Below are 20,950 nucleotides of genomic sequence, written 5' to 3' on the forward strand. Positions count from 1 at the left end.
CTGGCCTGCTTGCGAAAAAAATTAAACTCGGGTAACCAATGGAGCTGGCAAGTTCCCTGCAAAGGAACCGGCGAGTTCCTGGCACACGTTTCCTCATTGCCCTCGATGCGGAATTTATGGTCACCCCGAGCAGCGTACCTGGTATTGGCCTTGCGGCTTCATGGCACGATCCCGGTACTCGTCTGAAGGACAATGGAGCGTCGTAGATGAGCAACAAGAACAACGATGAGTTGAAGTACCAAGCCTCGGAAAACACCCTGGGCTTGAATCCCGTCGTCGGCTTGCGCAGGAAAGACCTGCTGGCCTCTGCCCGGATGGTGCTGACCCAGGCCATCAAGCAACCACTGCACAGCGTCAAGCACGTCGCCCATTTCGGCGTCGAGCTCAAGAACGTCCTGTTCGGCAAGTCCGAGCTGCAACCGGCCGGTGACGACCGTCGCTTCGCCGACCCGGCGTGGAGCCAGAACCCACTCTACAAACGTTACCTGCAAACCTACCTGGCGTGGCGCAAGGAGCTGCACGCCTGGATCGACGACAGCAACCTGCCGCCCGCGGACATCAGCCGCGGGCATTTCGTGATCAACCTGATGACCGAAGCCATGGCCCCGACCAACTCGGCGGCCAACCCGGCGGCGGTCAAGCGCTTCTTCGAAACCGGCGGCAAGAGCCTGCTCGACGGGCTGTCCCACCTGGCCAAGGATATCGTGCACAACGGCGGGATGCCGAGCCAGGTGAACATGGGCGCGTTCGAGGTCGGCAAGAGCCTGGGCGTGACCGAAGGCGCCGTGGTGTTTCGCAACGACGTGCTGGAGCTGATCCAGTACCGGCCCATCACCGAGCAGGTCCACGAGCGACCGCTGCTGGTGGTGCCACCACAGATCAACAAGTTCTACGTCTTCGACCTGAGTCCGGACAAGAGCCTGGCGCGCTTCTGCCTGCGCAGCAACGTACAGACGTTCATTGTCAGCTGGCGCAACCCCACCAAGGCCCAGCGCGAATGGGGCCTGTCGACCTACATCGAGGCGCTCAAGGAAGCGGTGGACGTGGTCACGGCCATCACCGGCAGCAAGGACGTGAACATGCTCGGTGCCTGCTCCGGTGGCATCACCTGCACCGCGCTGCTGGGCCATTACGCCGCCCTCGGCGAGAAAAAGGTCAATGCCCTGACCTTGCTGGTGAGTGTGCTCGACACCACCCTGGACACCGACGTGGCGCTGTTCGTCGATGAACAGACCCTGGAAGCGGCCAAGCGCCACTCCTACCAGGCCGGCGTACTCGAAGGCCGCGACATGGCCAAGGTCTTTGCCTGGATGCGCCCCAACGACCTGATCTGGAACTACTGGGTCAACAATTACCTGCTGGGCAACGAACCGCCGGTGTTCGACATCCTGTTCTGGAACAACGACACCACACGGTTGCCGGCGGCGTTCCACGGCGACCTCATCGAAATGTTCAAGAACAATCCACTGATCCGCCCCAACGCATTGGAAGTGTGCGGCACGCCCATCGACCTCAAGCAGGTCACCGCCGACATCTTCTCCCTGGCCGGCACCAACGACCACATCACGCCATGGAAGTCCTGCTACAAGTCCGCGCAATTGTTCGGCGGCAAGGTGGAGTTCGTGCTGTCGAGCAGCGGTCATATCCAGAGCATTCTCAACCCGCCCGGCAACCCCAAGTCGCGCTACATGACCGGCGAGGACATGCCGGCCAAGGCCGAGGACTGGCAGGAAAACTCCACCAAGCACACCGACTCCTGGTGGCTGCACTGGCAGGCCTGGCAGGCCGAGCGCTCGGGCAAATTGAAAAAAGCCCCGACCGTGCTGGGCAACAAGGCCTACCCGGCCGGTGAAGCGGCGCCGGGCACCTATGTGCATGAGCGGTGATGGATGCAACTCGTCTGCTGGGGCGTGGGCGTGCTCACGAATGCACTCCGGCAGCCGACATTAACGGTGAATGCAAGGCCGTCTTCGCGAGCAAGCCCGCTCCCACATTGGGTTTGGCTGTGAACATGAGTTTCAGGTTCGCAACCGATCTAATGTGGGAGCGGGCTTGCTCGCGAAGGCCGCGACTCGGTCCGACAGACCGAACACTGGTAACCCGAGACATGACCCACAGGGCTTGAAGCATGCCGCAACCGTACATCTTCCGTACCGTCGATCTGGATGGCCAGACCTTGCGCACCGCGGTACGTCCCGGCAAGCCTCACTTGACGCCATTGCTGATTTTCAACGGCATCGGCGCCAACCTGGAGCTGGTGTTTCCGTTCATCCAGGCCCTGGACCCGGACCTGGAAGTCATCGCCTTTGACGTGCCCGGCGTCGGCGGTTCATCGACGCCCAACCGGCCGTATCGCTTTCCGGGCCTGGCCAAACTCACCGCACGGATGCTCGATTACCTCGACTACGGGCAGGTCAACGTGATCGGCGTATCCTGGGGCGGCGCCCTGGCCCAGCAGTTCGCCTACGACTACCCGGAGCGCTGCAAGAAGCTGGTACTGGCGGCCACGGCGGCTGGGGCGGTGATGGTGCCGGGCAAACCGAAGGTGCTGTGGATGATGGCCAGCCCCCGGCGCTATGTTCAACCGTCCCATGTGATGCGTATCGCGCCACTGATCTATGGTGGTTCGTTCCGCCGCGACCCGAGCCTGGCGGCCAGCCACGCAGCCAAGGTGCGTTCGGCGGGCAAGCTCGGTTACTACTGGCAACTGTTCGCCGGCCTCGGCTGGACCAGCATCCACTGGCTGCACAAGATCCACCAGCCGACCCTGGTGCTGGCCGGCGATGACGACCCGCTGATTCCACTGATCAACATGCGCATGCTGGCCTGGCGCATTCCCAACGCCCAATTGCACATCATCGATGACGGCCATCTGTTCCTGATCACCCGGGCCGAGGCGGTGGCGCCGATCATCATGAAATTCCTGGAGGAAGAACGTCAGCGCGCGGTGATGCATCCGCATCCCTCGCCGCTGGGCGGTGGCTGAAACCGCCCATTAGCGCCTGGCAGGACGCCGGATTGCGCAGCAACCCGAAACAGCGACTATGTTGTCTGGTTCGGTGTGTTTGTTTTTAGCCTGATGACGAAGGAGTTGACTCATGCGCGACAAACCGGCGAAGGGTTCCATGCCCGCACCTGCCAGTTTCATCAACGCACAAAGTGCGGTCACCGGACTGCGTGGCAGGGACCTGCTGTCCACCCTACGGAGCGTGGCCGCACACGGCTTGCGCAACCCGGTGCACAGTGCCCGGCATGCGTTGAAACTGGGCAGTCAATTGGGCCGTGTGCTGCTGGGCGAGACCCTTCACCCCACCAACCCCAACGACCCGCGTTTCGCCGATCCCACCTGGCAGCTCAACCCCTTCTACCGCCGCAGTTTGCAGGCCTACCTGAGTTGGCAAAAACAGGTCAAGAGCTGGATCGACGAAAGCGACATGAACGAGGACGACCGCGCCCGCGCCCACTTCGCCTTCGCCCTGCTCAACGACGCCGTAGCGCCGTCCAATACCTTACTCAACCCGCTGGCGGTCAAGGAACTGTTCAACTCCGGCGGCTCCAGCCTGGTCCGAGGCATCAGCCACCTGGTGGACGACCTGCTGCACAACGACGGCTTGCCGCGCCAAACCACGCCCCACGCCTTTGAAGTCGGCAAGACCCTGGCGACCACACCCGGCGCGGTGGTGTTTCGCAACGAACTGCTCGAACTGATCCAGTACCGGCCCATGAGCGAAAAGCAGTACGCCAAGCCATTGCTGATCGTCCCGCCGCAGATCAACAAGTTCTATATTTTCGACCTCAGCCCCTCCAACAGCTTTGTCCAGTACGCCCTGAAAAACGGTTTGCAGGTCTTCATCATCAGTTGGCGCAACCCGGACGTACGCCACCGCGAATGGGGCCTGTCCAGCTATGTCGAGGCCGCCGAAGAGGCGATGAATGTGTGCCGGGCGATCACTGGCGCTCGCGAGGTCAACCTGATGGGCGCCTGCGCCGGGGGCATGACCATCGCCGCCCTGCAAGGCCACCTGCAAGCCAAGCGCCAGCTTCGCCGGGTCGCCAGTGCCACGTACCTGGTGAGCCTGCTGGACAGTCAGATCGACAGCCCGGCCACGCTGTTCATCGACGAACAGACCCTCGAAGCCGCCAAGCGCCGCTCCTACCAGAAAGGCATCCTCGATGGTCGCGACATGGCACGGGTGTTCGCCTGGATGCGCCCCAACGATCTGATCTGGACCTACTTCATCAACAACTACCTGCTGGGCAAGGAACCGCCAGCCTTCGACATCCTCTACTGGAACAACGACTGCACGCGGCTGCCGGCGGCCTACCACGGCGACCTGCTGGACTTCTTCAAGCACAACCCACTGACCCATCCCGGCGGCCTGGAAGTGTGCGGCACGCCCATCGACCTGCAAAAAGTGACAGTGGACAGCTTCAGCGTGGGCGGTATCAACGACCACATCACGCCCTGGGACGCGGTGTATCGCTCGACCCTCCTGCTGGGGGGCGAAAAACGCTTCGTGCTCTCCAACAGCGGCCATGTCCAGAGCATCCTCAATCCGCCAGGCAACCCCAAGGCCAACTACATCGAAAGCGCAAAGCTGAGCAGCGACCCGCGAGCCTGGTACTACGACGCCACGCATGTCGAAGGCAGCTGGTGGACGCAATGGCTGGGCTGGATCCAGGCACGCTCCGGCGCCCAGCACGAAACCCAGATGACCTTGGGCAACGTTAATTACCCGCCGCTGGACGCCGCCCCTGGAATCTATGTTCGCGTGCGCTGAAGGCCTCACGCCACGGCCAGGCGCTTGGCCGTGGCACGACTTGACCATTAAGAAGACCGGATGAAAACCCGCGACCGCATCCTTGAATGTGCCCTTCAATTATTCAACGAAAAGGGCGAGCCGAACGTATCGACGATGGAAGTTGCCAACGAAATGGGCATCAGCCCAGGCAACCTCTACTACCACTTCCATGGCAAGGAACCGCTGATCCTGGGGCTGTTCGAGCGCTTCCAGAGCGAGCTGGCGCCGCTGCTCGACCCACCGGCGGACGCGCAGTTGGCGCCGGAAGACTACTGGCTGTTCCTGCACTTGATCGTCGAGCGCCTGGCCCAGTACCGGTTTCTGTTCCAGGACCTGTCCAACCTGGCCGGACGCCTGCCGAAGCTGGCCAAGGGCATCCGCCAATTGCTCAACGCCCTGAAGCGAACCCTCGCCTCACTGCTGGCGCAACTCAAGGCGCAGGGGTTGCTGGTCAGCGACACCCAGGCCTTGGGGCAACTGGTGGAACAGATCACCATGACCTTGCTGTTCTCCTTGGACTATCAGCGGATCCTCGGTCGCGAGGGCGAGGTTCGATTGGTGGTCTATCAGATCATGATGCTGGTGGCCCCACACTTGCCGCCCGCAACCAAGGTGGCGACAGAGCGACTGGCGTTGCGGTACCTGGAAGAACACGATTAACCAGTGGCAGTGGCAGTGGCAGTGGCAGTGGCAGTGGCAGTGGCAGTGGCAGTGGCAGTGGCAGTGGCAGTGGCAGTGGCAGTGGCAGATCCATTGTGGGAGCGAGCTTTGTGGGAGCAAGGCTTGCTCGCGATCCAGGCGCTGCGGTCCTCAAGAGACCGCGGCGTTTTCATCGCGGGCAAGCCTTGCTCCCACAAAGCTCGCTCCCACAGGTTGCCCTGCGTACAAATAAAAAAGCCCGGCCTACATAGACCGGGCATTTTTATCAGCCCTGATATCAGGACTGGGTGGAAGGCGGCGTTGGAGCCTGCGCCGGTGCTGGAGTGGCGACCGGGGTCGGAGCCGCGGCGGAGTTCGTCGTGCTCGCCGGGGTTGCCGGTTTGGCGGCCGGGGTGGGTGCCTTGGGTGCGGCAGCTTTTGGCGCGGCCGGTTTTCTCACGGCAGGCTTTTTCGCCGTAGCAGGTTTGGCCGCCGCTTTTGCCGCAGGCTTGGCAGCGGGTTTAGCCGCTGGTTTAGCCGCAGCAGGTTTAGCTGCCGCCGGTTTGGCTGCAGGTTTTGCAGCAGGCTTGGCGGTCGCTTTCGCCGCTACCGGTTTGGCTGCCGCCTTGGCAGCGGGTTTGGCCGCTGCGGTTTTAGCCGCTGGCTTGGCCGCTGCTTTCGCCGCAGGTTTGGCAGCGGGTTTTGCCGCAGCCTTGACCAGTGGCTTGGCTGCCGTTTTAGCGGCCGGCTTGGCCGCCGCCGTCTTGGTCGCCACCGGTGCGACTTTGGCGCCGGTGAGTTTTTCGATCTGCTTGGTCAGTGTGTCGACCTTGCTGTGCAGCGCCTTGACTTCATTACGGCTCGGCACGCCCAGGCGGGAGATCGCACTGTTCAGGCGCTTGTCGAAAGCCCCTTCCAGTTCGTCCCATTTGCCCATTGCACGATCTTTTACGCCGCCGATTCGCGACTTGGCGGACTCGGCAGAGTCCTTGGCTGCATCGACTTGTTTGCCGACCGCCGTCTTAGTGAGTTTTTCGGCCTTTTCGCCGTCCTTAACCAGAGACTCGAAGAGCTTGCTGCCGTCAGTGTCGATCTTCGAGTACACGCCTAAACCAGCCAGCCAGATTTTGCGGGAATACTTTTCAATCTTCCCGGCCCACGAGCTGCCTTCTTTTTCTGTGATTTTTTTGCCAGCCATCCCGTTCTCCTTAATGTTTACGCGCGACACGTTCGAGCAATGCTGTCAGCTCATCGAGCTTAGCAGAGAGTGCCTCAACGTCATGTTTAGACGGAATGCCGATACGATTCAAGGCACTTGCAACACGGGCATCGAATACCTTCTCGACTTTATCGAGTTGTACTTCAACCCGAGCCTTGAAAGTATTGACGTCGGTCTTGGCTTCAATCAATTCGCTGTTGGCCGCTTCAAGTTTCCCGGCAATTTTCTTTTTGCCTTTGGTTTCAATAACTTCGCCAGCTTTTACCAACTCTTGAAAATACTCTCCGCCTTCCTGGCCGACCTTCGTGTAGGCGCCCAGACCCGCCAGCCAGATCTTGCGCGCGTACGTTTTCACGTCGCTGAGCGTGGAAGATTCAACGTCGGTTTTTTTCTTGAAAATAACTTTGGCCATGGTGCACCTCACTCGAAAAAGGTTTGAGGAACTGCCCGCACAGGGACGGGCTCAGGCACAAAGTAGTGGCAATAATTAGAAACGGCACCCTAACAACTGACACAAATCCCGAGGCATTTGATGTCCCGATGTGGGAGCGGGCTTGCTCGCGAATGCGGTGAGTCAGTCAACATCAATAATGACTGACCCACCGCATTCGCGAGCAAGCCCGCTCCCACAGTATTTGGTGGTGAACTTTGATTCCGTGTTCGCCATCCTTCCGAGCAGTTAAGCCAACGCCTTATCCAGCGCCTTTTCGATTTCGCCTTTGATCGTGCCGCTCATGGCCGACATCAACATGCCCAGCTCCACGTCGACGCGGATCGAATCCTCGCCCACGTGCACTTCGCCCTTGACCCCGGAACGCTTGAGTTTCAGGGTATCGCCCACCCACTGCGGCTCCAGGCCATAGCTGTCGGACAACTTCTGCGCCAGCTTGTCGGCCTTCTCTCGCGCCGCTTCCTTGCCCAGGCCATGGGCACGTTCAACCGTTATACGGGCCATCGGATGACTCCTGTTTTATCGGGACTTGCCTGAACGTTTCAAACCCTGGCTGCGTCAAAACGTCCCGGCGGTTGCCCATCTTACCTTCAGCCTTGCCAAGACAAAGCCCTCCACCGGGATTAGAATGTCCCGCATTCTTTTTTGGTGACCGCGATATGACTGATCAGCGCAAAGGCAGCGATGCCGAACCCACCACTCACTTCGGCTTCAAGAACGTGCCGGAAAGCCAGAAGGCGGAAAAAGTCGCCGAGGTTTTTCACTCCGTAGCCGCCAAGTACGACTTGATGAACGACCTGCTCTCGGGCGGCATGCACCGGCTCTGGAAGCGTTTCGCGATCGAGCTGTCGGGCGTGCGCAGCGGTAACCGCGTGCTGGACATCGCCGGCGGCACGGGCGACCTGACGAAGAAGTTCTCCCACATCGTCGGGCCGACCGGCCAAGTGGTCCTGGCCGACATCAACGAATCCATGCTCAAGGTCGGTCGCGACCGCCTGCTGGACCTGGGTGTGGCCGGCAACGTCGAATTCGTCCAGGCCGACGCTGAAAAGCTGCCGTTCCCCGACAACCATTTCGACTGTGTGACCATCGCTTTCGGCCTGCGCAACGTCACCCACAAGGAAGACGCCCTGCGTTCGATGCTGCGCGTGCTCAAGCCCGGCGGTCGCCTGCTGGTGCTGGAGTTCTCCAAGCCAACCAACGCGCTGATGTCCAAGGCCTATGACGCCTACTCGTTCGCCTTCATGCCGTTGATGGGCAAGCTGATCACCAATGACTCGGAAAGCTACCGCTACCTGGCCGAATCGATCCGCATGCACCCGAACCAGGAAACCCTGAAGTCGATGATGGTCGAGGCCGGTTTCGACCGCGTGACCTACCACAACATGACCGCAGGCATCGTCGCCCTGCATCGCGGTATCAAGCCCTGATGTTGCTCACCGGCCTGCTCGCCAGCGTCGAACTCGGCCTCAACCGGGTGCTGCGCCTGGACAGCACGGCGCTCCCGCGCCTGGCGCACTTGAGCGGCAAAGTGATCGCCGTCGACTGTCGTAGCCCGGCGTTGCGGTTGTTCATCCTGCCCAGCGACGAAGGCCTGATGCTCGCCGCCCACTGGGAAGCCGAAGTGGACTGCACGCTGCGCGCCCCGGCGGCAAGCCTGCTGAGCCTGGCCCTGGGCAAGGACAAGAGCGCGGTGCTGCACAGCCCCGACGTCGAGCTCGACGGCGACAGCGGCGTACTGCTCGAACTGGCGGCGATTCTCCAGGATCTGGAGCTGGACTGGGAATACGAAGTGTCCCGCTGGATCGGCCCGGTGGCGACCCAGCTACTTAGCGGCCATTTGAACAGCCGCCGCCGCTGGTATCGCCAGGGCTTCGCCAGCCTGGGACAGAATCTGAGTGAATACCTGGCTGAAGAATCGCGTACCCTCGTAGGCCAACGCGAGGCTCAGGCCCGTTTTGATGAACTGGACCAGGTCAAGCTTGACCTGGAACGACTCGAGGCGCGTTTCGAGCGCCTTTCCCGATCCCTTGAAACCAAGCGATAACGCATGAAGCTGCTTGCCGTCCGCCGTTTGTTGCGCATCCAGCGCGTCGTGATCCGCTACCGCCTCGATGACCTGCTGTTCGCCTTGCCGCTGCCCTGGTTCCTCCTGGCGCTGCGCTTCGTGCTGCCGTGGCGCTGGTTTCCCCGGCGGACCCTGGACCTGAGTCGCGGCGCGCGCCTGCGCCTGGCTCTGCAGGACCTGGGACCGATCTTCATCAAGTTCGGGCAGATCCTCTCGACCCGTCGCGACCTGTTGCCCGAAGACATCGCCGACGAGCTGATGTTGCTGCAAGACCGCGTGCCGCCGTTCGATTCCAAGCTGTCGGTGGCACTGATCGAGGAACAGTTGGGCAAGAAGATCAGCGAAGTCTTCAGCCGTTTCGATGTCGAGCCCCTGGCCTCGGCTTCCGTGGCCCAGGTGCACGCCGCGCAACTCAAGAGCGGCGAAGAAGTGGTGGTCAAGGTCATTCGCCCAGGCCTCAAGCCGATCATCGCCCAGGACCTGGCGTGGCTGTTCATTCTCGCTCGCGCCGCCGAGCGGTTGTCGGCCGATGCCCGCCTGCTGCACCCGGTGGACGTGGTCCAGGATTACGAAAAAACCATCTACGACGAACTCGACCTGCTGCGCGAGGCCGCCAACGCCAGCCAGTTGCGTCGCAACTTCGAAGGCTCGCCGCTGCTCTATGTGCCGCAAGTCTATTGGGACTGGTGCCGGCCGAAAGTATTGGTGATGGAGCGCATCTACGGCATCCAGGTGACTGACCTGGCGACCTTGGCCGACCAGCGCACTGACATGAAATTGCTGGCCGAGCGCGGCGTGGAAATTTTCTTCACCCAGGTGTTTCGCGACAGTTTTTTCCACGCCGACATGCACCCGGGCAACATCTTCGTCAGCACCGTGCAGCCATGGAGCCCGCAATACATTGCCATCGATTGCGGCATCGTCGGCAGCCTGACCCCTGAGGACCAGGACTACCTGGCACGTAACCTGTTCGCCTTCTTCAAGCGTGACTACCGTCGCGTCGCCCAACTGCACATCGATTCAGGCTGGGTGCCGGCCGAGACCAAGCTCAACGAATTCGAAGCGGCGATCCGTACCGTGTGCGAACCGATCTTCGAAAAACCGTTAAAAGATATTTCCTTCGGCCAGGTGCTGATGCGCCTGTTCCAGACTGCGCGTCGCTTCAACATGGAGGTCCAGCCGCAGTTGGTGCTGTTGCAGAAAACCCTGCTGAACATCGAGGGTCTGGGCCGTCAGCTGTACCCGGACCTCGACCTGTGGAACACCGCCCAACCGTTCCTCGAACGCTGGATGCGCGAGCGCGTCAGCCCGCGAACCTTGCTGGGCAACGTGCAGAGCCAATTCGAGCAGATCCCGCACCTGGCCAATATGACCCGCGACCTGCTCGAACGCATGTCCCAGCCCCACGCCCACGACCCGGCGCCCCCGTGGCATCGACGCAAGGACGACTGGCTGTTGCGCCTGCTTGGCGCGGCTCACCTGGGGGGCGGCGCGGTGCTGGCGACCGGCGGGCCGCTGAGCCAACTGGGCCACTGGCCGGCCGGTATCATGGTGGTGGTCGGTCTGTATCTGGTCGTTCGTCGATAGCACGGATCAGTTGCAAGCGATAAGCTGCAAGCCTCAAGCTAAAACGGTTGAACCCATCGCTCAACCCAACACAGAATCGCTTTTATTTGCAGCTTGAAGCTTAAAGCTTGCCGCTGCCGTCAGGACCAACGATGAAAAACTGGCAGGACGAGATCAAGTGGGACGCTGACGGCCTGGTGCCGGCCATCGCCCAGGACCACAAGACCGGGCGCGTATTGATGATGGCCTGGATGAACCGCGAAGCACTGGCCCTGACCGCTGCCGAGAACCGCGCCATCTATTGGTCACGTTCCCGTGGCAAGCTGTGGCGCAAGGGTGAAGAGTCCGGCCACGTGCAGCACCTGCATGAGATGCGCCTGGACTGCGACGGCGACGTCATCATCCTGATGGTCGAGCAGGTCGGCGAGATTGCCTGCCACACCGGCCGTCAAAGCTGCTTTTATCGCGTCTTCGAGAACGGCGATTGGAAAACCGTCGACCCGGTGCTCAAGGACCCGCATGCCATTTATTCAGGACATACCCATGAGTGACACCCTGACCCGCCTGGCCCAGGTGCTGGAAGAGCGCAAGGGCGCCGCCGCCGACAGTTCCTATGTCGCCAGCCTGTACCACAAGGGCTTGAACAAGATTCTGGAGAAAGTCGGCGAAGAGTCGATCGAGACCATCCTCGCCGCCAAGGACGCCGCTGTCAGCGGCGATTGCAGCGACGTGATCTACGAGACCGCCGACCTGTGGTTCCACAGCCTGGTCATGCTGGCCCAACTGGGGCAGCATCCGCAGGCCGTACTGGATGAACTGGACCGTCGTTTCGGTCTGTCCGGGCACGTCGAGAAAGCCTCGCGCCCGTCCGCCTGATCAATTTTTGAGAGGAGTAGCCACATGGGTATCTTTGACTGGAAACACTGGGTCGTCATCCTGGTCGTCGTGGTGCTGGTGTTCGGTACCAAGAAACTGAAAAACCTCGGCACCGATGTCGGCGAGTCGATCAAGGGCTTTCGCAAAGCCATGAACGATGATGAAAAACCAGCCGATCCGACGACCACCCAAGCCCAGCCCGGACAACCGGCCCAACCGGTACACCCGCAGGCCACTCAGCCTGTGAATGCACCGAATACCATCGATGTGCAGGCCCAGAAAGTCGAAGAGCCCATCCGCAAAGACTCGTGAGCACTGACTAATGTTTGGGATCAGCTTCACTGAACTGCTGCTCGTCGGCCTCGTCGCCCTGTTGGTATTGGGCCCCGAGCGCCTGCCGGGTGCTGCGCGCACTGCCGGTCTGTGGATCGGGCGCCTGAAGCGCAGCTTCAATGCGATCAAACAGGAAGTTGAACGTGAAATCGGTGCCGACGATATCCGTCGGCAACTGCACAACGAACATATTCTGTCCCTGGAGCAGGAAGCGCGGAAAATCTTCACGCCGACCCAACAGGAACCGACGCCGGTCCAGCCCGTGGTCGAGCCGACGATGGCTTCCCAAACGCCAGAAAGCGGCGTGCCGGTGGCAGAACCGGCGCCAGCGACACCGACGGTAGCGGACACAGCCTCCACCGCTGCGCCTGCGCCTAACGACCCTACTTTGCCGCCGCGAGCCCCATGAGCGATATCCCTGAAAACGACCAGCCGATGCCGCTGGTATCGCACCTCACCGAGTTGCGCACCCGCCTGCTGCGTTGCGTCGCGGCGGTTTTCATCATCTTCGCCGGGCTGTTTTCCTTCACCCAGCAGATCTACACCTTCGTCTCCACGCCGCTGCGCCAGTACTTGCCGGTAGGGGCGACGATGATCGCCACCGACGTGTCGTCGCCGTTCCTGACGCCACTGAAGCTGACGATGATGGTCTCGCTGTTCCTGGCGATCCCGGTGATCCTGCACCAGATCTGGGGCTTCATCGCACCGGGCCTGTACAAGCATGAAAAACGCATCGCCGTGCCGCTGCTGGTGTCCAGCATCCTGCTCTTCTACACCGGCATGGCCTTCGCCTATTACCTGGTGTTCCCACTGATCTTCAAGTTCTTCGCCGCCGCCACCCCGGCGGGCGTGGAGATGATGACGGACATCAGCAGCTACCTGGATTTCGTCATGACGCTGTTCTTCGCCTTCGGCGTGGCATTCGAAATCCCGGTGGCGGTGGTGCTGCTGGTGTGGATCGGCGTGGTCGATGTCGCCTACCTGAAGAAGATCCGCCCCTACGTGATCATCGGCTGTTTCGTGGTCGGCATGATCCTGACCCCGCCGGATATCTTTTCCCAGACCCTGTTGGCCGTGCCGATGTGGCTACTGTTCGAGATCGGCATCCTGTTCGGTGGCCTGGTGCGCAAACGTCGGCAGGAAGACCCCGAGGACCAACCGGTCGATGACCACAACGATCAGCCGCCAGCGACCCAAGCGTGAACCTGCTGTTGCTCGAAGAGGCCGATTTCATCGGGCCTGACCGCGTCATCCTGAGCGATCGCCGGTTGACCCACATGCAGGAAGTCCACCGCAGCGCGGTCGGCGACAACCTGCGTGTCGGGCGCATTGGCGGGTTGATGGGCACAGCCCAGGTGCTGCGCCTGGAAGCTCGGGAAGCCGAACTGCAAGTGATCCTCGACCAGGCGCCACCGGCCAAGTTGCCACTGACCCTGGTGCTCGCCCTGCCGCGTCCGAAAATGCTCCGGCGAGTGTTCCAGACCATCGCCACCATGGGCGTGCCGCGGGTGGTGCTGGTCAACAGCTATCGCGTGGAAAAGAGCTTTTGGCAGACGCCGTTCCTGGAGCCCGAGGCGATTCGTGAGCAATTGATCCTGGGCCTGGAGCAGGCTCGGGACAGCGTGCTGCCTGAAATCGTCACTGAAAAGCGCTTCAAGCCCTTCGTTGAAGACCGCCTGCCGGCCCTTGTGGACGGGACCCTCGGGCTGGTCGGCCACCCAGGCAACCACCCACCCTGCCCCCGGGCCCTGACGGAACCCGTCACCCTGGCAATTGGCCCCGAAGGCGGCTGGATCCCCTACGAGATCGACCTGCTGGGCAAGGCCGGCTTGCAACCGGTGCAGCTGGGAGAGCGGATCCTGCGGGTCGAGACTGCCGTTACAGCCCTGCTGGCAAGGTTGTTCTAAATGGCATCGCCGCTTCTCCTGTGGCGAGGGGATTTATCCCCGCCGGGCTGCGCAGCAGCCCCTCTTCGGTGCCCAGTCAATGAGTGGGCACGTCACTGCTTAGGGCCGCTTCGCGTCCCCACGGGGATAAATCCCCTCGCCACAAAATAAACAGCCTTAGAATCCTGAGTTCATTCCTACAGATCGCGCCCAAGCTGCCGATACATTCCCCATAAAACCAATTCAACGCTCCAAGGGAGTATCAGCATGTTCGGGTGGCTTGCCCAGGGTCTGGGAAATGTAAGCGTTAACCGCAAACTCGGCGCAGGCTTCGGCCTGGTGCTGCTCCTCACCTTGATGATTGCGTTCACCGGCTGGTCCGGCCTGGGCAATGTCATCAGCCGGGGCGACAAGCTGGGGTTCATTGCCAGTCTCAATGACTTGAGCAAGGACTTGAACCTGGCCAGCATCGACTACAACACCACGCGGGGCGAGAAAGGGCCGCAACAGGTCAACGACCTGCTTGGCAAACTCGAAGCCGGCCTGAAAACCGCTCGCGAGTTGATCGAACAGCCTGCCGATGTTGCACTGATCGACCAGCAACTGGCCGCCGTCGCCGAATACAAAAGCGCCTTCGCCCAGATGACCAGCGCCACCGTCAGCCGCGAAGACGCCCGCAGCAAGCTGGGCGCCAGCGCCGATAACACCGTGGCCCGCGTCGCCGAAGTGGAAAAAGCGCTGCTGCAAGGTGGCGACATCACCCAGTTCAACAGCATCGTGACCTTGAGCAAGGCCATCCAACAGGCGCGCTATCAGGTTCGCGGCTACACCTACAGCGGTAAAAGCGAGGCCCAACAACCGGCCATCGATGCAATCACCGATGTCTTGAAACTCTTGGCACGCTTGCCGGCGCAGTTGCCCGAAGAGCACGCCGACAAGCTCCAACAGGCCAGCGACTCGATGAACATCTATCGAGCGGCGGTCAGCCAGTTCCGCGATTCCCAACTTGATAACGGCGCCGCATTGCAGAGCATGAGTCAGCAGGGCCAGGTACTGATCGATTCCAGCCAGAAGCTCACCGTGTCCCAGACCGCCGTGCGTGACCACGACACCGCCCAGGCCAAGAGCGTCCTGATCGCAGCCGCCGCACTGGCGCTGCTGTTTGGCGTGATCGCCGCCCTGCTCATTACCCGACAGATCGTCGGCCCGCTGGATCAGACCCTGAAGGTGGCAGAGCGCGTCGCCGCTGGCGACCTGACCCACAACCTTACCTCCGACCGCCGCGACGAACTCGGCCAACTGCAACGTGCCATGCAAAGCATGACCGTCGGCTTACGGCAATTGATCGGTGGCATCGGTGAAGGGGTTACCCAGATCGCCAGCGCCGCTGAACAACTCTCAAGCGTGACCGAACAGACCAGCGCCGGGGTCAACAGCCAAAAAGTGGAAACCGATCAGGTCGCCACCGCCATGCACGAAATGACCGCCACGGTGCAGGAAGTGGCGCGCAACGCCGAGGAAGCTTCCGAAGCCGCCGTCGCCGCCGACCAGCAAGCCCGTGAAGGCGACAAGGTCGTTGGCGAAGCCATCGCCCAGATCGAGCGCCTGGCCAAGGAAGTAGGCAACTCCACTGCCGCCATGGGCGATTTGAAGCGTGAGAGCGACAAGATCGGCAGCGTCCTGGACGTGATCAAGTCCGTGGCCCAGCAGACCAACCTGCTGGCCCTCAACGCGGCCATCGAGGCAGCCCGTGCCGGCGAAGCCGGTCGGGGCTTCGCCGTGGTGGCCGACGAGGTCCGTAGCTTGGCCCAGCGCACCCAGAAATCCACCGAAGAGATTGAAGAACTGATCGTGGGCCTGCAGACCGGTACCGAACAGGTCGCGACCATCATGGACAACAGCCGTAGCCTGACCGACAGCAGCGTCGAACTGACCCGTCGTGCGGGGAGTTCGTTGGAGAACATCACTCGGACAGTTTCGGCGATCCAGTCGATGAATCAGCAAATTGCCGCAGCGGCCGAGCAGCAGAGTGCGGTGGCTGAGGAGATTAATCGTAGTGTGCTGAATGTGCGTGATGTGTCGGAGCAGACGGCGGCGTCCAGTGAGGAGACGGCTGCCTCCAGTGCTGAGCTGGCGCGGTTGGGGGTTCATTTGCAGACGTTGGTGGGGCGCTTTCGGGTTTGATGTCCTTTGGGGCTGCTCACTTCTGAGAAGCCCGGAAGCCCGGCCCAGTCAAAAGTAAGCAAAGCCCTCCCGCCCCACCACTCGGTGCCTCGCCTAGGCTCGGCATGCCTGAACGAAGGCATTGCTCCGTGGGCCGCCGCGAGGCGGCCTGGCTCTTGGTGGGCTCGCGTCTCTCCTGTGGGAGCGAGCCTGCTCGCGAAGAGGCCGGCACATCCAACATCACCGCAAACTGACACACCGCCATCGCGAGCAAGCTCGCTCCACCGCCAATCCCTGTGGGAGCCGAGCTTGCTCGCGATGGCGGCGGGGCTATGATCTGGCCTTCACTTCCACTGGAAAAGCCATTTTTCCTGAGCAAACAACAAACCCGTGGCGAGGGAGCTTGCTCCCGCTCGGCTGCGCAGCAGTCGTAAAAAACCACCCTGCTGTTCCCAGACGCACCTTGCAGAATGGTTTTGGGGCTGCTCCGCAGCCCAGCGGGAGCAAGCTCCCTCGCCACAAGGGCGATCCGCAGATAGAAATGCGCCCAACAAAAAGCCCCGCTTCCTTCCAGAAGCGGGGCTTTTTGTGTATCAGGCCACTTGAGGCTGCACGCTCACCGGCTGCAGCGGCAACAACGGTGCATGAGGATCGGCCTTCACCGACTCACGCCACGCCGCCAGCCACTCGGGATGCGCCTCGCTCCAGACCTGCTCGTGCAGGCGGGACAAGGCCACCGGGTCGCTCAGCAAGGCCAGCCGCTCAGCGTTATTGAGACCGGCAGGGCCGACCTTCAAAGCGTGGCGAACGCGTTCGACCCGCAGCCATTCAATCGGCTCGGCCTGGCCGTGACGCGAGGTGGCCAGCGCATACGCCAAGGCGTTCTGTTGTGGATCGACCACCGCCCGGATGAAACCGTCGTTCAGCGCGTGCCAACGGTTCTCATGGGTGTACTGGTCCGTCGACAGCAGCTCCTGGGGCGGTGCGTATTCCTCGGGAATCAGGAACAGGCTCTCATCACGGGATTTCAAGCCCAGGCCCACGCGACTGGAGATCACCGACACCGGGATCGACAGGATCAGCGACCCAACGATCGGCACCAGCCACCAGAGGAAGCTTGGGTTCAGCCAGATCACCAGCAAGGCCCAGAAGAAGCCCAGCAAGGTTTGTGGACCGTGACGCTTGACCGCTTCGCTCCATGGCGTGGAGTCGTCGTCACGTTTCGGCGAGTTCCAGGTCGCGGCCCAGCCCAGGAAAGCGGCGAGCACGAAACGGGTGTGGAAGATCATGCGAACCGGCGCCAGCAGCATGGAGAACAGCATCTCCAGCAACATCGACATGGTCACCTTGAACTTGCCACCGAATTCCTTCGCGCCCTTGGCCCAGATCAGCACGATGCTCAGCAGCTTGGGCAGGAACAGCAACACGATGGTCGTCGAGAACAGGGCGATGGCCTTTTCCGGATGCCATTGCGGCCACAGCGGATACAGCTGGCGTGGCTCAAGGAAGTACTGCGGCTCCATCAGCGTGTTCACCGCCAGCAGCGCGGTGGACAGCACCAGGAAGAAGAACCACAGCGGCGCCGACAGATAAGACATCACGCCGGTCAGGAACACCGCACGGTGCACCGGGTGCATGCCCTTGACCAGGAACAGCCGGAAGTTCATCAGGTTGCCGTGGCACCAGCGACGGTCACGCTTGAGTTCGTCCAGCAGGTTCGGTGGCAGCTCTTCGTAGCTGCCCGGCAGGTCATAGGCAATCCACACGCCCCAGCCGGCACGGCGCATCAGCGCGGCTTCGACAAAGTCGTGGGACAGGATCGCGCCCGAGAACGCGCCTTTACCCGGCAACGGCGCCAAGGCGCAGTGATCGATGAACGGCTTCATCCGGATGATCGCGTTGTGACCCCAGTAATGGGATTCACCCAACTGCCAGAAGTGCAGGCCGGCGGTGAACAGCGGACCGTACACTCGCGTGGCGAACTGCTGCATGCGCGCATACAGCGTGTCCATGCCCGAAGCCCGCGGCGCGGTCTGGATGATGCCGGCGTCCGGCGTGGCTTCCATCAGGCGCACCAGGCTGGTCAGGCATTCGCCGCTCATCACCGAGTCCGCATCGAGCACGACCATATACTTGTAGTCGCTGCCCCAGCGACGGCAGAAGTCGTCGAGGTTGCCGCTCTTGCGTTTCACGCGACGGCGACGACGACGGTAGAAGATCTTGCCGAAGCCCCCGGCTTCACGGCAGACGTCCAGCCAGGCTTGCTGTTCGGCCACGCAGATATCGGTTTCGTTACTGTCGCTGAGCACGAAGAAATCGAAGCGATCCAGGTCACCGGTGGCGGCCACCGACTCGAAGGTGGCGCGCAAACCGGCGAATACCCGCGGCACGTCTTCGTTGCAGATCGGCATCACCAGCGCGGTGCGGGCATCCTTGGGAATCGGCTCGTTGCCGGCGCTGGCGCCGGAGATGCGGTATTTGTCGTGGCCGGTGAGCAATTCGAGAAAGCCCATCAGCGCTGTCCAGAAACCTGCCGACACCCAGCAGAACAGGATCCCGAACAGAATCAGAATGCTGGTCTGCAACGCATACGGCAGCACTTGCGTGGCCGTCTGCAACAGCGGTTGGTGCAGGACTTCTTCCAGGTCGACGAACGACCAGCCCTGATACGGCATGATGCCCTTCATGTACCAACCGGCGACGATGGTCTGGCCGAGCATCAGGATCAACAGGATGTAGCGGCGGATCGAACCCACGGTACGCCAGCGTGCATGGGGCAGCACGCGCTCATCCTTGGGCGGCTTCGGCGGGTTGGTGCGACCGGTCAGGCGCCGCCAGGCGCGCACCAGGATATTGGTGCGCCACGGCTCCGGCACGACCTTGGTCCGACGGATCGGCGGTGTCGCTTTCAGGCACACCCGGCCACTGGCGTCGAGCCCCAGCATTTCCGCTTCTTCAAGCTCTTCGGCGGTGCTCAGGGTCAGCCGGCGGCCCACCGAGGCTTGCACAGCCTCGGTGGGCGCGTCGAACGTCGGCGACGACAGGCGTTCGTGCAATTCGCTGAAGGACTTGCAGCCCGCCAGTTCGGCGCGCTGCTCGTCGGTCATGGGCAAGTGGGCCAGGTACTCACTGAGTGTCTCTGGCTGTACTGGAGTATTACTCATCGGCTGGCAACTGATAGCTCCAGGTCTCGGTCAGGACTTGCTCAGTCGGTTCCGGTTCCTGCTGGGTTGGGGTCGGTTCGACCGCGGCGGTGTCCGCCTGGACAGCCTTGGCTTCGTCTTGCGCTTTTTCTTTCGCGAGCTCTTTTTCAGTCTGCTGGCGGGCGATCTTGTCAGCCTTGGCCAGGGTCGTGGTCGCGGAATGCGAGGCGGCCGGGGCTTCGACAGGCGTCAGCGGACGAACCAGTGCCGCACGCATCTCGGTGGCCTGTTTCGGGTCCTTGATCTTCAGTCGCAGCGTCAGGCGCCAGCCCTTGGTTTCAGGGTTGTAGCGCACGCTGTTCTCGACGATCTCGCCATTGTCGCCAACGCTCACCTGGCTACGCACTTCGGCGTCTTCAGGCAACGCTTGCAGGGACGGCCCTTCGAAATCCACCAGGTAGGCCACGCTGCCGTCCGGTTGACGGATCAGGTTGGACTGCTTCACATCACCGGTGGAGCGCAGGGTCTGCTTGACCCAGGCACTGTCTGGCGAGTGCAGGTTGGCTTCGTCGAGGGTCCAGTGCAGACGGTAGGCGAAGTCCAGCGGCTGGCCTGGCTCAGGCAGTTTTTCCGGGCTCCAGAACGCAACGATGTTGTCGTTGGTTTCGTCGGCGGTCGGGATCTCGACCAGATCGACGGTGCCCTTGCCCCAATCGCCTTTCGGTTCGATCCAGGCGCTTGGGCGTTTTTCGTAACGGTCATCCAGGTCTTCATAGTGGCTGAAGTCACGACCCCGTTGCAGCAGGCCGAAACCACGCGGGTTTTCTACCGAGAAGTTGCTCACGGCCAAGTGTTTCGGGTTGTTCAGCGGACGCCAGATCCACTCGCCGTTGCCGGCATGGATGGACAGGCCGCTGGAATCGTGGAGTTCACGACGGTAGTTGAGCACCTTGGACGGCTGGTTGGCGCCGAACAGGAACATGCTGGTCAACGGGGCGATGCCCAGTTTGTTGACGCGATCGCGCAGGAACACCCGGGATTTCACGTCGACAACGGTGTCGGTGCCCGGACGCACGGTCAGGCGATAAGCGCCGGTGGCCCGTGGCGAATCCAGCAGGGCGAAGATCACCAGGTGCTTGTCGGTTGGTTTCGGACGCTGGATCCAGAACTCGCGAAAGCGTGGGAACTCTTCACCGGATGGCAACGCGGTGTCGATGGCCATGCCACGCGCGGACAAGCCGTAGACCTGGCCCTTGCCGATGACGCGGAAGTAACTCGCGCCCAGCATGGTCATGATTTCGTCTTGCTTGTCGGCCTTGTTGATCGGGTACAACACGCGGAAACCGGCGTAGCCCAACTGTTCGGTGGCCTTGGGATCGAACTTCACGTCGCCGAAATCGAACCGTGTCGGGTCGTACTTGATCTCGTCGACGGTGGTCGCGGTGATTTCGTTGATTTTCACCGGCGTGTCGAAATGCATGCCCTGGTGATAGAAGGACAGCCGGAACGGGGTCTTCTGGTCGGCCCATTCCGCTTTTTCGGTGCGGAAACGGATTTTCTGATAATCGGCGAACTTCATTTCGCGGAATTCGTTCGGCAAATTGCTGCGCGGGGCTTCGAATTTCTGCCCGGCCAGTTCTTGTGCCTTCGCCGATACATCATCCAGGCTGAATGCCCACAGTTGGCCCGCGCCGAACAGGCACAGCAGGGCCGAGCCCGCTACCAAGGCGCTTCTAAACCGTTTGGCAGTCATTTTTGGTGCATTACAGGGACTAACAATCACGAGCAACCCTCGCCGAAAACT

The 20,950-nt window shown here is 61.6% G+C and carries 18 protein-coding genes and 1 pseudogene; 14 read left to right on the forward strand and 5 right to left on the reverse strand.

Annotation, left to right across the window (positions count from 1 at the left end):
- Window positions 1–206 precede the first annotated feature (206 nt).
- From phaC (J3P88_RS28170) to J3P88_RS28185, 4 genes are all read left to right on the forward strand, one after another.
- Window positions 207–1,886 (forward strand): class II poly(R)-hydroxyalkanoic acid synthase, encoded by a 1,680-nt coding sequence (gene phaC, locus J3P88_RS28170; protein ID WP_186706094.1) that lies wholly within the window; start codon window positions 207–209, stop codon window positions 1,884–1,886.
- 242 nt (window positions 1,887–2,128) lie between these two features.
- Window positions 2,129–2,986 (forward strand): poly(3-hydroxyalkanoate) depolymerase, encoded by an 858-nt coding sequence (gene phaZ / locus J3P88_RS28175; protein ID WP_003186648.1) that lies wholly within the window; start codon window positions 2,129–2,131, stop codon window positions 2,984–2,986.
- Between the two features lie 112 nt (window positions 2,987–3,098).
- Entirely contained in the window at window positions 3,099–4,781 is a 1,683-nt protein-coding gene (gene phaC, locus J3P88_RS28180; protein WP_434572903.1) for a class II poly(R)-hydroxyalkanoic acid synthase, read from the forward strand.
- A gap of 60 nt (window positions 4,782–4,841) precedes the next feature.
- Complete coding sequence (locus tag J3P88_RS28185) at window positions 4,842–5,462, forward strand: TetR/AcrR family transcriptional regulator (protein WP_186706096.1); 621 nt, start codon at window positions 4,842–4,844, stop codon at window positions 5,460–5,462.
- Window positions 5,463–5,739: 277 nt separating this feature from the next.
- On the opposite strand, the gene J3P88_RS28190 is transcribed toward J3P88_RS28185, so the two are convergent.
- The 3 genes from J3P88_RS28190 to J3P88_RS28200 all read right to left on the reverse strand — a co-directional run bounded on the left by J3P88_RS28190 (window position 5,740) and on the right by J3P88_RS28200 (window position 7,615).
- Complete coding sequence (locus J3P88_RS28190; protein ID WP_434572905.1) at window positions 5,740–6,639, reverse strand: phasin family protein; 900 nt, start codon at window positions 6,637–6,639, stop codon at window positions 5,740–5,742.
- A 10-nt stretch (window positions 6,640–6,649) separates the two neighbouring features.
- Window positions 6,650–7,072, reverse strand: a complete 423-nt coding sequence (locus J3P88_RS28195) for a phasin family protein (RefSeq protein ID WP_186706098.1) — start codon at window positions 7,070–7,072, stop codon at window positions 6,650–6,652.
- Between the two features lie 267 nt (window positions 7,073–7,339).
- Window positions 7,340–7,615, reverse strand: coding sequence for a polyhydroxyalkanoic acid system family protein (locus J3P88_RS28200; RefSeq protein WP_053117622.1), 276 nt, complete (start codon window positions 7,613–7,615; stop codon window positions 7,340–7,342).
- Window positions 7,616–7,770: 155 nt separating this feature from the next.
- On the opposite strand from J3P88_RS28200, the gene ubiE reads away from it, so the two are divergent.
- From ubiE to J3P88_RS28250, 10 genes and pseudogenes are all read left to right on the forward strand, one after another.
- The gene (ubiE, locus tag J3P88_RS28205; RefSeq protein ID WP_003196937.1) at window positions 7,771–8,541 is read left to right on the forward strand and encodes a bifunctional demethylmenaquinone methyltransferase/2-methoxy-6-polyprenyl-1,4-benzoquinol methylase UbiE; all 771 of its coding nucleotides are present in this window, start codon (window positions 7,771–7,773) and stop codon (window positions 8,539–8,541) included.
- Window positions 8,541–9,165 (forward strand): annotated as a pseudogene (locus J3P88_RS28210) (ubiquinone biosynthesis accessory factor UbiJ). The gene ubiE and the pseudogene J3P88_RS28210 overlap by 1 nt, the downstream one beginning before the upstream one ends.
- On the forward strand, window positions 9,162–10,766 hold the full coding sequence (gene ubiB / locus J3P88_RS28215; RefSeq protein ID WP_186706100.1) for a ubiquinone biosynthesis regulatory protein kinase UbiB: 1,605 nt from the start codon (window positions 9,162–9,164) through the stop codon (window positions 10,764–10,766). The pseudogene J3P88_RS28210 and the gene ubiB overlap by 4 nt, the downstream one beginning before the upstream one ends.
- A 131-nt stretch (window positions 10,767–10,897) precedes the next feature.
- Window positions 10,898–11,296, forward strand: a complete 399-nt coding sequence (gene hisI, locus J3P88_RS28220; RefSeq protein WP_003196931.1) for a phosphoribosyl-AMP cyclohydrolase — start codon at window positions 10,898–10,900, stop codon at window positions 11,294–11,296.
- Window positions 11,289–11,621 carry a phosphoribosyl-ATP diphosphatase gene (locus J3P88_RS28225; protein WP_186706101.1) on the forward strand — a complete coding sequence of 111 codons (333 nt, stop codon included), beginning with the start codon at window positions 11,289–11,291 and terminating at the stop codon, window positions 11,619–11,621. The genes hisI and J3P88_RS28225 overlap by 8 nt, the downstream gene beginning before the upstream one ends.
- A 24-nt stretch (window positions 11,622–11,645) precedes the next feature.
- Window positions 11,646–11,933, forward strand: a complete 288-nt coding sequence (locus J3P88_RS28230; RefSeq protein WP_186706102.1) for a twin-arginine translocase TatA/TatE family subunit — start codon at window positions 11,646–11,648, stop codon at window positions 11,931–11,933.
- Between the two features lie 10 nt (window positions 11,934–11,943).
- Window positions 11,944–12,363: a Sec-independent protein translocase protein TatB gene (gene tatB, locus J3P88_RS28235; RefSeq protein WP_186706103.1), complete on the forward strand. Its 420-nt coding sequence runs from the start codon at window positions 11,944–11,946 to the stop codon at window positions 12,361–12,363.
- Window positions 12,360–13,157 (forward strand): twin-arginine translocase subunit TatC, encoded by a 798-nt coding sequence (gene tatC, locus J3P88_RS28240; protein WP_186706104.1) that lies wholly within the window; start codon window positions 12,360–12,362, stop codon window positions 13,155–13,157. Before tatB ends, tatC begins: the two co-directional genes overlap by 4 nt.
- On the forward strand, window positions 13,154–13,861 hold the full coding sequence (locus J3P88_RS28245; protein WP_434572910.1) for a 16S rRNA (uracil(1498)-N(3))-methyltransferase: 708 nt from the start codon (window positions 13,154–13,156) through the stop codon (window positions 13,859–13,861). Before tatC ends, J3P88_RS28245 begins: the two co-directional genes overlap by 4 nt.
- A 246-nt stretch (window positions 13,862–14,107) precedes the next feature.
- Window positions 14,108–16,024, forward strand: a complete 1,917-nt coding sequence (locus tag J3P88_RS28250; protein ID WP_434572912.1) for a methyl-accepting chemotaxis protein — start codon at window positions 14,108–14,110, stop codon at window positions 16,022–16,024.
- 572 nt (window positions 16,025–16,596) lie between these two features.
- Here the strand turns inward: J3P88_RS28250 and mdoH are convergent.
- The gene (gene mdoH, locus J3P88_RS28255) at window positions 16,597–19,167 is read right to left on the reverse strand and encodes a glucans biosynthesis glucosyltransferase MdoH (protein ID WP_186706110.1); all 2,571 of its coding nucleotides are present in this window, start codon (window positions 19,165–19,167) and stop codon (window positions 16,597–16,599) included.
- Window positions 19,160–20,899: a glucan biosynthesis protein G gene (locus J3P88_RS28260; protein ID WP_189656173.1), complete on the reverse strand. Its 1,740-nt coding sequence runs from the start codon at window positions 20,897–20,899 to the stop codon at window positions 19,160–19,162. Before J3P88_RS28260 ends, mdoH begins: the two co-directional genes overlap by 8 nt.
- Window positions 20,900–20,950 lie beyond the last annotated feature (51 nt).

The organism is Pseudomonas sp. Z3-6, from assembly GCF_051131985.1.
GTDB lineage: Bacteria > Pseudomonadota > Gammaproteobacteria > Pseudomonadales > Pseudomonadaceae > Aquipseudomonas > Aquipseudomonas zanjanensis.

Excerpts from the sequence above, each read along its gene's own strand:
- phaC (WP_186706094.1), top strand. The coding sequence starts at position 207 with ATGAGCAACAAGAACAACGATGAGTTGAAGTACCAAGCCTCGGAAAAC.
- phaZ (WP_003186648.1), top strand. The coding sequence starts at position 2,129 with ATGCCGCAACCGTACATCTTCCGTACCGTCGATCTGGATGGCCAGACC.
- phaC (WP_434572903.1), top strand. The coding sequence starts at position 3,099 with ATGCGCGACAAACCGGCGAAGGGTTCCATGCCCGCACCTGCCAGTTTC.
- J3P88_RS28185 (WP_186706096.1), top strand. The coding sequence starts at position 4,842 with ATGAAAACCCGCGACCGCATCCTTGAATGTGCCCTTCAATTATTCAAC.
- J3P88_RS28190 (WP_434572905.1), bottom strand. The coding sequence starts at position 6,639 with ATGGCTGGCAAAAAAATCACAGAAAAAGAAGGCAGCTCGTGGGCCGGG.
- J3P88_RS28195 (WP_186706098.1), bottom strand. The coding sequence starts at position 7,072 with ATGGCCAAAGTTATTTTCAAGAAAAAAACCGACGTTGAATCTTCCACG.
- J3P88_RS28200 (WP_053117622.1), bottom strand. The coding sequence starts at position 7,615 with ATGGCCCGTATAACGGTTGAACGTGCCCATGGCCTGGGCAAGGAAGCG.
- ubiE (WP_003196937.1), top strand. The coding sequence starts at position 7,771 with ATGACTGATCAGCGCAAAGGCAGCGATGCCGAACCCACCACTCACTTC.
- ubiB (WP_186706100.1), top strand. The coding sequence starts at position 9,162 with ATGAAGCTGCTTGCCGTCCGCCGTTTGTTGCGCATCCAGCGCGTCGTG.
- hisI (WP_003196931.1), top strand. The coding sequence starts at position 10,898 with ATGAAAAACTGGCAGGACGAGATCAAGTGGGACGCTGACGGCCTGGTG.
- J3P88_RS28225 (WP_186706101.1), top strand. The coding sequence starts at position 11,289 with ATGAGTGACACCCTGACCCGCCTGGCCCAGGTGCTGGAAGAGCGCAAG.
- J3P88_RS28230 (WP_186706102.1), top strand. The coding sequence starts at position 11,646 with ATGGGTATCTTTGACTGGAAACACTGGGTCGTCATCCTGGTCGTCGTG.
- tatB (WP_186706103.1), top strand. The coding sequence starts at position 11,944 with ATGTTTGGGATCAGCTTCACTGAACTGCTGCTCGTCGGCCTCGTCGCC.
- tatC (WP_186706104.1), top strand. The coding sequence starts at position 12,360 with ATGAGCGATATCCCTGAAAACGACCAGCCGATGCCGCTGGTATCGCAC.
- J3P88_RS28250 (WP_434572912.1), top strand. The coding sequence starts at position 14,108 with ATGTTCGGGTGGCTTGCCCAGGGTCTGGGAAATGTAAGCGTTAACCGC.
- mdoH (WP_186706110.1), bottom strand. The coding sequence starts at position 19,167 with ATGAGTAATACTCCAGTACAGCCAGAGACACTCAGTGAGTACCTGGCC.
- J3P88_RS28260 (WP_189656173.1), bottom strand. The coding sequence starts at position 20,899 with ATGACTGCCAAACGGTTTAGAAGCGCCTTGGTAGCGGGCTCGGCCCTG.